This window comes from Vibrio minamisatsumaniensis (genome assembly GCF_050337445.1).
GTDB lineage: Bacteria > Pseudomonadota > Gammaproteobacteria > Enterobacterales > Vibrionaceae > Vibrio > Vibrio artabrorum.
Window position 1 is genome coordinate 1 of sequence record NZ_JAKJSY010000109.1, and the last position, 10,117, is coordinate 10,117.

The 10,117-nt window shown below is 47.3% G+C and carries 9 protein-coding genes and 3 pseudogenes; 2 read left to right on the forward strand and 10 right to left on the reverse strand.

Annotated features, from left to right (window positions below):
• Positions 1-253: 253 nt before the first annotated feature.
• The 4 genes from maiA to hppD are packed head-to-tail and all read right to left on the reverse strand — an operon-like array spanning position 254 to position 4,228.
• Positions 254-943, reverse strand: a complete 690-nt coding sequence (gene maiA, locus L4B77_RS18205) for a maleylacetoacetate isomerase (RefSeq protein WP_429752155.1) — start codon at positions 941-943, stop codon at positions 254-256.
• Between the two features lie 38 nt (positions 944-981).
• Positions 982-2,019, reverse strand: a complete 1,038-nt coding sequence (locus L4B77_RS18210; RefSeq protein WP_429752157.1) for a fumarylacetoacetate hydrolase family protein — start codon at positions 2,017-2,019, stop codon at positions 982-984.
• 12 nt (positions 2,020-2,031) lie between these two features.
• Positions 2,032-3,162, reverse strand: coding sequence for a homogentisate 1,2-dioxygenase (locus tag L4B77_RS18215; protein WP_429752159.1), 1,131 nt, complete (start codon positions 3,160-3,162; stop codon positions 2,032-2,034).
• On the reverse strand, positions 3,155-4,228 hold the full coding sequence (gene hppD, locus L4B77_RS18220) for a 4-hydroxyphenylpyruvate dioxygenase (protein WP_429752161.1): 1,074 nt from the start codon (positions 4,226-4,228) through the stop codon (positions 3,155-3,157). The genes L4B77_RS18215 and hppD overlap by 8 nt, the downstream gene beginning before the upstream one ends.
• A gap of 83 nt (positions 4,229-4,311) precedes the next feature.
• On the opposite strand from hppD, the pseudogene L4B77_RS18225 reads away from it, so the two are divergent.
• A pseudogene (locus L4B77_RS18225) lies at positions 4,312-4,493 on the forward strand (hypothetical protein).
• A 94-nt stretch (positions 4,494-4,587) separates the two neighbouring features.
• Here the strand turns inward: L4B77_RS18225 and L4B77_RS18230 are convergent.
• The 6 genes and pseudogenes from L4B77_RS18230 to L4B77_RS18255 all read right to left on the reverse strand — a co-directional run.
• Entirely contained in the window at positions 4,588-5,247 is a 660-nt protein-coding gene (locus L4B77_RS18230) for an HAD family hydrolase (RefSeq protein ID WP_429752163.1), read from the reverse strand.
• A gap of 1 nt (position 5,248) precedes the next feature.
• The gene (locus tag L4B77_RS18235) at positions 5,249-6,268 is read right to left on the reverse strand and encodes an ABC transporter ATP-binding protein (protein WP_429752165.1); all 1,020 of its coding nucleotides are present in this window, start codon (positions 6,266-6,268) and stop codon (positions 5,249-5,251) included.
• Positions 6,268-7,053 (reverse strand): ABC transporter permease, encoded by a 786-nt coding sequence (locus L4B77_RS18240; protein ID WP_429752167.1) that lies wholly within the window; start codon positions 7,051-7,053, stop codon positions 6,268-6,270. The genes L4B77_RS18235 and L4B77_RS18240 overlap by 1 nt, the downstream gene beginning before the upstream one ends.
• Positions 7,053-7,946 carry an ABC transporter permease gene (locus tag L4B77_RS18245; RefSeq protein WP_429752169.1) on the reverse strand — a complete coding sequence of 298 codons (894 nt, stop codon included), beginning with the start codon at positions 7,944-7,946 and terminating at the stop codon, positions 7,053-7,055. Before L4B77_RS18245 ends, L4B77_RS18240 begins: the two co-directional genes overlap by 1 nt.
• Positions 7,943-8,830: an alkaline phosphatase family protein gene (locus L4B77_RS18250; protein ID WP_429752171.1), complete on the reverse strand. Its 888-nt coding sequence runs from the start codon at positions 8,828-8,830 to the stop codon at positions 7,943-7,945. The genes L4B77_RS18245 and L4B77_RS18250 overlap by 4 nt, the downstream gene beginning before the upstream one ends.
• A 61-nt stretch (positions 8,831-8,891) precedes the next feature.
• Positions 8,892-9,863 (reverse strand): annotated as a pseudogene (locus tag L4B77_RS18255) (ABC transporter substrate-binding protein); the annotation flags it as partial.
• A gap of 97 nt (positions 9,864-9,960) precedes the next feature.
• Between L4B77_RS18255 and L4B77_RS18260 the strand changes: the two are divergent.
• Positions 9,961-10,117 (forward strand): annotated as a pseudogene (locus tag L4B77_RS18260) (IS91 family transposase); the annotation flags it as partial.

Sequence of the window (10,117 nt, forward strand, 5' to 3'; positions counted from 1 at the left end):
GGTACTCTGATTACGAAAGGCGAGGGTATTGTTTATTATTAATATTATCGAAAGATAATCACCACTAATATAAACATTGGGTTAAAGCCTCTTATTTAATAACGAGGCTTTTTTATTAGGGCCATATTAGTGCTAAACGGAATAAATATTCATAAAATTACTTGATTTATTACATTTAATTTTGGCAACTGCTTATTTCAAGACACAGTTTTGGTAACGCAAGCGGCGAGTATTTGCGTTTACATCAGTGAATCTACATGGACTCATTCGCATCCACTTGATGCTCAGGCATCGCATCGATAAAGGCGGGTAACTGGTTACACGCGTCAACAATCGAATTAATCAACGGATACGGCGACATATCAACGCCAAAGCGCAGCGCGTTATACACCTGTGGCACCAAGCAGATATCGACAATGCATGGGGAATCGGTGAGGCTATAAACGGAATCACCGTGTGTTTGACGATGCTTAGAAAGCTTCTCTTCTAATGCCGAAAAACCTTGGCTCATCCAATAGTGAAGCCAGTCTATTTTCGCCTCTTGCTCACACGACAACTCTCGCTCCAAATACTGCAACACACGCAGGTTATTGAGAGGGTGGATCTCTATCGCAATATCCTGAGCCATTGCCAACGCTTGATAGCGCAGTGGTGTTTGATCTGGAATCAACAAGGTGTCTGGGCTGCTCTCACACATATAGTGTTCATCTAGATATTGAAGAATAACCAACGACTGATTGAGTTGAACTTCACCATCCACTAGCACAGGCACTAATTCACTGGCGTTGAGCTCGCGATATTGTGGATCATGCTGCTCGCCGCCATTACGCAGAAAATGCACCGATTTAGACTCATAGTTAATCTGCTTCAAGTTTAACCCAATACGTACCCGATAGGCTGCCGAAGAGCGCCAGTAACCGTAGAGTGTCATGTTCTTATTCATACAATGATCTCGCTTGAGCTGAATCTCTATAATATGGACTATAACACTCGATATTGACTCACTTTTTGGTCAATCGCACCAAAAATCGAGCCACCGGCTGCATCGAACATCTCTAGTCGAATCGAATCACCAAACGACATAAAATGGGTCGACGGCTTACCATCGCGAATCGTCTCTATCATTCGTACTTCAGCAATGCATGAATAGCCCACGCCACCTTCAGCAATTGAGGTGCCATAATCAGTGCCCTGCTTATTCGATACCGTGCCTGAACCGATGATCGTACCTGCTGATAATGGTCGAGTCTTCGCGGCATGCACAACTAGTTCGGCAAAATTGAAAGTCATATCGACGCCCGCATTCGGACAACCAAAAGGCTGGTCATTGTAGGTCGATATCAGCGGTAAATGCACCTTGCTCCCTTTCCATTGTTCACCAAGCTCATCAGGTGTTACCGCAACCGGAGAGAACGCCGAAGAGGGCTTAGACTGAAAGAAGCCAAACCCTTTAGCAAGTTCAGCCGGAATCAAGCCACGCAAAGACACATCGTTCACCAACATCAACAGGCGAATCGACTCGTGCGCTTGTTTAGCACTGGCACCCATCGGTACATCACCGGTGACAATCGCGACTTCTCCTTCGAAATCGATGCCCCATTCGTCGCTGGCAAATTCGATGTTGTCACGAGGGCCGATAAACGCGTCGGAACCGCCTTGATACATGAGTGGATCGACCCAGAAGCTTTCTGGCATTTCAGCACCACGCGCTTTACGCACCAACTCAACGTGGTTGACATACGCGCTGCCATCCGCCCATTGATAAGCGCGTGGCAGAGGCGATTCACAATATTGAGAAGCAAACACTTCACTGCCCGTCACATGCCCGTTATTAAGCGAGGTGTATAACTCTTGTAACTGAGGCGCAACGCTGTCCCAGTTATCCAAGGCTACCTGCATGGTTGGCGCCAGATGCATCGCGTGGAAAATCTCCGTCGCTGGCACGCACTGTTTGAGATCTTTACTCACGACCATCAATAGACCATCGCGAGTACCATTTTTCTTGGTTGCTAATTTCATCCTTGTTGCCCCTTACTTCTCTTGCCAACTGTAGACATATTCTTTGTTCTCAACGCTATCGAGTTCATCAGAGAACTGCAGCGCGTGGCGAGTATCGATCATCACCGCGACTTCATCGGTGAACTTTTTCTTATGCGCTTGTCCAGCCTTAAAGGCTTTTGGGTGAGGGCCATGCGTAAACCCAGCAGGATGAAAGGTCACCATGCCCGCTTCAATGTTATCGCGACTGAAAAAGTCACCAGCGTGATAGAACAGCACTTCATCGTAATCATCGTTGTTGTGGTAGAACGGCACTTTCAATGCGCCTGGATCGCTCTCAATTGGGCGTGGCACAAAGGTACACACCACAAAGCCTGCGCCAACAAACGTCGTATGCGCAGAAGGTGGCAAGTGGTAGCGATGTGACATCAGCGGTCTGATATCGCGCCAATTCACTTTCACCGCGGCCAAATCACCATGCCAGCCAATTGCATCCAATGGATTGAACGGATAGGTGATGACACTGACTTTGTCGTGGCGCTTCACCTGAACCTGAGTTTGAGTTTCTGAGTACTGAGCACGGAATTGGTCATTAATAGAAGGAATCTCAAGAACCGCCGGGTCAAACACCGCGTGATTGCCGACCATGCCTTTCTCTGGCAAGGAGTAAGCCGCGTCGGTGTTCTCAATCATCAAGATGAACATCGGCTCACTTGGCTCCAAGCGCCAATTGGTCGAGCGCGGAATCATCACGTAATCCCCTTCACTCACCTCTAAATGACCATAGTCGCAGTAGAGATCAGCCCTACCTTGGTGAATGAACAACAGCTCATCACCGTCAGAGTTACGCACTAAAAAATCCATCTTCTCATTCATGCGCCATACACGAATTTTGCAGTCCGCATTGTGTAAAAGGTGAGGCACAGCCCAAGGGGTTATCTGGCTGGCTTTTTCCACCAGCGTAAAATCAAAAGCGCGAGGACGCAGATCGCCCTCCCACTCCGACCAACCTGTAGGGGCATGTTGGTGATGAAAATGAGCGGCAGGGCCGAAGAAACCACTTCGACCGGCTTCTCGCTCATAAATTGCCTCTGCGGGAAAATCGGCATGCGCTTGTTTAGAGCACACCCCCTCCCGATGAGGAAACGAGATCCATTTATGCATCGTCTAATACTCCTCGACGAATCTGGTCCTCTTCAATCGATTCAAATAGCGCCTTGAAGTTACCTTCACCAAAGCCTTCGTTGCCTTTACGCTGAATGATTTCAAAGAACACAGGCCCAATTACCGTCTGTGTGAAAATTTGCAGCAAGATGCCGTCTTTGGTCGGCGCGCCATCAATCAGAACCCGTAAGTCGCGCAGCAAATCGGTGTCTTCACCATGGCCTTTTACACGCTCGTCGACTTTCTCGTAATAGGTATCTGGAGTTGGCATAAAGTCCATGCCGCGATCACGCAGGATTTTCACCGTTTTGTAGATGTCATCCGTTGCGAGCGCGATGTGTTGGATACCTTCACCGTTGTATTCGCGAATGAACTCTTCGATTTGTGATTTGTCGTCTGAAGACTCATTGATAGGGATGCGGATTTTGCCACACGGTGAGGTCATGGCGCGGCTTACAAGGCCTGTCAGCTTACCTTCAATGTCGAAGTAGCGAATCTCACGGAAGTTGCCGATACGCTCATAAAACCCAGACCACACGTCCATATTGCCTTGCTTCACGTTGTGCGTGAGATGGTCGATTTCATACAAGCCAACATTGGCTTCGGCCATACGCTGTTCCGCATCATCATAGAATCGGAAATCGACGTCATAGATGCTCTGCTTGCCATAGCGATCCACAAAATAGAGCAGGCTTTCACCGATGCCGTAAATGGCAGGAATGCTCAGCTCCATCGGCCCTATTTCTGTTTTGTACTCTTCACCACCGCCCTTGAATGCTTGCTCCATGGCCGTCATTGCATCATTAACACGAAACGCCATGCCACACACGGATGGCCCATGCACCTTGGCGAACGCTTCCGCTTGGCTGTGTGGTTGTTCATTAACGATAAAGTTGATGTCACCTTGTCGATACAGCCAAGCCTCTTTTGAGCGGTGCTTGGCAATCTCAGCAAAACCCAGTGACACAAACAGCGCTTTAAGTTGCTCAATTCCCTTGTGGTCAACAGCGGTGTATTCAACAAACTCGAATCCATCCGTGCCAAGCGGGTTGTATGACTCCACCATGAACTGTCTCCTTGTACCTATTGGTTTTGTGTTACGTGATTTATGTCCTTAATTAAATTTGGCCCACAAGCGGAAAGATTGGAATGGATGGAAGGAAATGGGCAATAACGCTAAAAACCCGTTAAGTTGTAAAATATTTGTTACACAGAAAGTCTCACAACAACAAAATGAGAGCTATCAAGGGATTGAAAGAGGATGGTTTGATTTACAGCAGAGCAGAGATGTTATTGAATTGTTACACACACCCTTTTATCAGCTAAGGTGATAAATCGAATATTAGACTGATGATGCAAAAAAACCGCTGTAGTCAGCGGCTTGATGAATTCTAGAACGAACCTAATTCGAATATAAGATTCGCGTTAATCCCAGTTAAGAATCGACCAATTCGGTTGATCGGCTAACGCTTTCAAACGCGGGCATGGGTTTACCAGATAAGCAAAATCAGCGTGTTCACACAAAGGTAAGTCGTTGATTGAATCTGTATAAAAGTGGATATCTGAGTAGTTGGTTTCTTGCTTATCTAACCACTCTTTTAAACGCGTGACTTTACCTTCACGGTAACTTGGTACGCCTGAGATCTGAGACGTAAAACGGCCTTGGTTTTCAATCAAATCAATACCAAGTGCGTTCTCAATACCAATCTTACGGCCGACCGCTTCCACTAAGAAAGTCACGCTGGCAGAGATGATCAACATGTCAATATTGTCTTGCTCTAGCTGCTCTATCAAGAGTTTCGACTGCTTGAATTGTTTAGGCAAAATATGCTGTTCAACACACTCTTCCACCAAGGCAGTCACATGCTCTGTTGGCATATCGGCTAACGGCTGCATGGAAAACGTTAAGTAATCTTCCATGTTCAGTTTGCCTTCCGAATACAGGCCCATTAAGCGCTTGTCTTCTTCGATAAAGTGGGGCGCTGTGGCAATGCCCTTTTCAACCAAGAACGCATTCCAAAGCATCGCTGCATCGGCATTGATCAGCGTTTCGTCCATATCAAATACATACAAAGGTTTGAACATCTTAGGCTCTCACGGGTTGAATTTCGTTAAGGTTAAACAGCAGTTCAAGTTGGCTGCCGTTGGCCAATAATCGTTCAGAAGAACGGTTAAGTAAATCGACGGTTAATTCACACTCATCGACATCCACTTGGTAGCGAATCACGTTACCCAAAAGCTGGTGGTTACGAATGGTGCCCGTTTTCGGCGCGGAGATATGCTCGCCATAGTGTCGGCCTTGCTCTTTCACGTAGATAGATTCAGGGCGAATCGCCACCTTCCACTCGGTTTCAATGTTGAAAAGTTGCTTGGCTTTGTTCGCTTGCACCAGATTGTAGTGGCCCATGAATCCCGCCACGAACTCATTGGCTGGTTGAGTGTAGATCTCTTCAGGTGTGCCTACTTGTACGATCTCGCCTTTATTCATCAAGAAGATGCGGTCAGACATGATCATCGCTTCTTCCTGATCGTGAGTCACGAAGATCGTGGTCAGGTTCATCTCTTTTTGAATATCTCGGATCTGTTGACGCAGGTGCTTTCGGATCTTCGCATCCAGCGCCGAAAGCGGTTCATCAAGTAGCAGAATACGCGGCTTGACCACCAAGGCTCTTGCCAAGGCGACACGCTGACGTTGACCGCCCGATAGCTGATGCGGGTAGAATTTCTCTTTGCCCGTTAAGTCCACCAGCCCAATCACTTTCGCGACTTCGCGCTTAATCTCGTTAGCAGCAAGCTTTTTCATCTTAAGGCCAAACGCAATGTTGCCCTCAACCGTCATGTTCGGGAACAGCGCATAAGATTGAAACACCATGCCGATACCACGCTGTTGCGGCACTTGGTGGGTGATTTCTTCGCCGTTGACCCAGATCTCGCCACCATCAACAGGATTCAGGCCTGCCAAGCTGCGCAGTAGAGTCGATTTACCACAGCCACTTGGGCCAAGCAGCGTGATGAATTCGCCCTTCTCGATGGAAAATTCAATATCTTCAAACACCGTGTTGTCACCAAAGCTTTTGGTGAGGTTTTTCGCATTTACATAGCTCATTATTTTGTTCCCTGGCTGAAACGACTTGCCAACCAAGTCAGTAAGAAAATAAACAGGAAGTACGTCATCACAAGGGCAGACGTGAAGTGGCCGCTGGTTTGACGCATGTTGTATAGGTAGATTTGCAGTGTCTCGTAACGTGTACCGACCAAGATGTTGGCGAACACGAACTCGCCCAATAGGAACGAGAACGACAAGAACAGCGACGCCATTAAGCCTTTCTTAAGGTTTGGCAGAATAATCAACAAGAACGCCTTGGTGGTATTTGCACCGAGCAGATGTGCTGCATCCATCAAGTCATGCAGGTTGATCGCTTCAAAACTGTTGGCAATCGCGCGGTACATAAATGGCAGCGCGATGGTGAAGTAGGTGCCAATCAGGATCCATGGCGTGCCTATCAAAGAAATTTCGCTATCGGCATACAGCTGAAGCAAGCCCACCGATGACACTACTGGCGGTACTGCGAACGGCAATAAGATTAGGATATTCATCATCTTGTCGAGCTTAGGGAAATAGTAAAACACCACGAAAATCGCCGGCAGAACCAACACCACACTCAATGACAGCGCCGCCACACAGATAAACAGTGAACGACCAAAGGCTTGTAAGAAGCGAGGATCGGTCAACAAGTTGATGTACCAATCTAACGTGAAGCCATCCGGCAGGATCGTCGCACCCCATCGAGAAGAGATCGAGTAGATAAAGGTCGCTAAGATCGGGATCATCATGATGCCGACAATCGAATAGACCACGGTTTTATGAAAACGAGTTTTGACGGTATTCATTACTTTCTCTTCCCTGCGTAGCTTTTGCTGATCAGCCATTGGTTAATCACGGTGATGAAGGCCAGCATCGCCATCAGCATTACGGAAATTGCGGCGGCTAGGTTGGGTTCTAGGAACAAGTCACCCGATACCAAGCTCGCGATACGGATCGTAATCACGTTGTAGTTACCCGACGTTAACGCATAGACACTCGCATACGCACCAATCGCGTTAGCAATCAGGATGATGAAGGTACCGAATAAGGCTGGCGATAACACAGGCAGCGCTATTTTGGTCCAGTACTGCCAAGTTTTCGCGCCAAGCAGTGCTGAGGCTGCTTGCCAGTCGTCACTCAAGACATCAAACGCTGGATACAGCAATAAAGCCGCCAATGGGATCTGGAAGTAGATGTAAATCGCCAGTAAGCCCCACTTGCCGTACAAGTCAAAATCACCCAGTAAACCGTACTGCTTGAGCAATAAGGTAATCGCACCATTGGTGCCTAAGATGATGATGAAAGCGAACGACAGAGGCACGCCTGAGAAATTGCTGCTCATGTTGGTGAAAGCAATCACCGCATCGCGGATTTTAGAATCAACGCGGCGCAATGAAGAAACGAGCAGAGTCGCAATCGCTAAGCCAACAATACTCGACCAAATCGACAACCATAAACTGTTACCGAAAGCCTGTATCATGAAGGCAGAATCGAATATTTCAGAATAGTTTTCGAGAGAGAGCTCATCACCATAGAAGAAGCTGTTGATCAGCACCCAAACCATAGGTGCCAGTTGGAACAAGTAGAAAAACAGCGCGAAAGGCGCAAGCCACAAAGCGGGCTTGAAGCGTTGAAACAAAGATTTGGTTTTGGGTTGAAGCGCAGAGCCATCGCTCTGTGTGATGACAGAACTGCTCATAGGGCCAACAATTCCTGAGTGTAAGGTTTATCGTGTTCAAGGTTGAGTAACTGACAGACGCTGCCGCAGATGTCGGTTTGTTTCACTAAACACTCTTGGTGTGTGAACTTATTGCCAATCACAAAAAAAGGCACTTCACGCTCTTCAGGCAGAATGCCACCGTGAGACAAGTCATTGTTCATGCCGTGGTCACTGGTGATGATCACTTGATAACCATCGTCTACCCATTGCTCAAGATAGTTTGATAGGTAGATATCCGCACCACGTGCACTATTACGGTACTGGCGAGAATCCAGCCCGTGCTTATGTCCCATGTCGTCAATGTTCATTGGGTGAATCAACAAGAAATCAGGCTGATGATGGACGCGCAGGTGCTCAGCATCCAAAAACAAAGCTTCATCTGGGTAGTGGTCCCAATGATAGAAACAGCCGTGTTGGATGTTCATGGTTTCATCGTTAGTAAAGCGGTCGCGTACGGCATCAAAGGGCGCTCGGTTATACAGCTCACTCACCCAATGATACGCAGCTGCTGCCGTCACCTTGTTCTGTGACTTCGCCAAGCTAAATACCGACTCGTGATTCGACAAACGCACAATTTGGTTGTTAATGATGCCGCTCTCGACCGGGCGAACACCGGTTAAAATGCACTCATACAGTGGGCGTGACATAGATGGCATTTCACATTGCACCGGGTAAAGCGTGGCACGCAGCTTGTTTTTTTGCGTACTCATGGATTGCGAAGTGCTCTGCTGATTTTGGGAAACGTTGTCGTTACTTTTTATCAAGTCACTGAGTTCTAGAAGGCCATTTAGGTAACCCATGCAATCACGGGCTACCTGATAATTCAGTCCATCTAGAACAACAAGGATAACCTTATTGCTCATGGTCTATTCTCTATTGCTTGTTTCTATAATCCACCTATTGAAGGTAGCGTGTTAAGCGGAATTATTGCTGATGAATCAATACGTTTTCTTGCCATTGACGAGGCAGTTTTCGCGCTGACTTTTCCCATGCTGAGAAGTCAGTTACCGGGTGAACATTGCTGTATTGATCGTTCGAGATCAGCTTATCTTGTACTGATTTAGGCAGTGTGATGTTGCTGCGAATTGGACGCGCATAACCTTCTGCTAGGTTGATTTGACCTTGATCGCTGAAGATATATTCACGAGCCAACTTAGCCGCGTTCGGGTTTTTTGCGTATTTGTTGATGATGGTGGTGTAACCAGAGATCACAGAACCATCTTGTGGAATGCTGACAGTAAAGCGATCATGATCGATCTTGTCGCGGTAGTTCAGTGCATTGAAATCCCACATGATTGCCACTTCCACTTCGCCTTTTTCAAGGTTTGCGATGCTTGGATCGGTGTAAGACAGACGCCCTTGTTTCGCGAGTTCACCAAAGAATTTAATCGCTGGTTTTAGGTTTGATTCGTCACCACCGTTCGCAAATGCAGCCGCTAGAATTGCGTTGTTTGCTTGCGCGGCTACACCTACATCACCGACAGTGACTTTGTAGTCGCCTTTTAAGAGGTCACTCCAAGTTTTAGGTGCATCTTTAACAAGGTTGTTGTTTGAAATGAATGAGATAGTGCCAGTGTAAGCCAACGCCCAGTGGCCATCTTTGTCCTTTGCCCAGTCAGGAATGTCATTCCAAGTGGTCGGTTTGTATGGCTGAGTCACACCTTTCTTCACTGCGACACGAGCAAAGGCAAAACCCACATCACCAATATCCGCAGTTGCGTTTCTTTTCTCTGCTTCAAATTTCGAGATCTCTTGCGCCGAGCTCATGTCAGTATCCTGATGTTTCAAACCGTAGCTTGCTTTTAGGTCTGTCCATGTGCCTTTCCAGTTTGCCCAGCTGTCTGGCATGCCCACGCTGTAAACCGCCCCCTCTTTTTGAGCAGCCTTGACCAGTGATTGAACCGGCGACGTTGTCGCCTGAGCGGCCTACGGCCGAAAACAAAGAGACTCATCCTACTAGGTCGTTTTACATGAATCGTTTATCCTATAGGTCATGCATCCGAATAAGCCCATCAAACAACTCTTCAATGCCAACGATAATTGGCTAAACTACCTCAATAAACATCGGAAAACGCTCCGAACCGTCGTCATTGAAAATGTCACCAAGATGCTCGCTTGCAGTACCGCCGCTTTTGGCTCTAAAGAGTATC

Bases quoted from the DNA above. Each gene is read 5' to 3' on its own strand.
- maiA (WP_429752155.1), bottom strand. From the start codon at position 943: ATGAATAAGAACATGACACTCTACGGTTACTGGCGCTCTTCGGCAGCC.
- L4B77_RS18210 (WP_429752157.1), bottom strand. From the start codon at position 2,019: ATGAAATTAGCAACCAAGAAAAATGGTACTCGCGATGGTCTATTGATG.
- L4B77_RS18215 (WP_429752159.1), bottom strand. From the start codon at position 3,162: ATGCATAAATGGATCTCGTTTCCTCATCGGGAGGGGGTGTGCTCTAAA.
- hppD (WP_429752161.1), bottom strand. From the start codon at position 4,228: ATGGTGGAGTCATACAACCCGCTTGGCACGGATGGATTCGAGTTTGTT.
- L4B77_RS18230 (WP_429752163.1), bottom strand. From the start codon at position 5,247: ATGTTCAAACCTTTGTATGTATTTGATATGGACGAAACGCTGATCAAT.
- L4B77_RS18235 (WP_429752165.1), bottom strand. From the start codon at position 6,268: ATGAGCTATGTAAATGCGAAAAACCTCACCAAAAGCTTTGGTGACAAC.
- L4B77_RS18240 (WP_429752167.1), bottom strand. From the start codon at position 7,053: ATGAATACCGTCAAAACTCGTTTTCATAAAACCGTGGTCTATTCGATT.
- L4B77_RS18245 (WP_429752169.1), bottom strand. From the start codon at position 7,946: ATGAGCAGTTCTGTCATCACACAGAGCGATGGCTCTGCGCTTCAACCC.
- L4B77_RS18250 (WP_429752171.1), bottom strand. From the start codon at position 8,830: ATGAGCAATAAGGTTATCCTTGTTGTTCTAGATGGACTGAATTATCAG.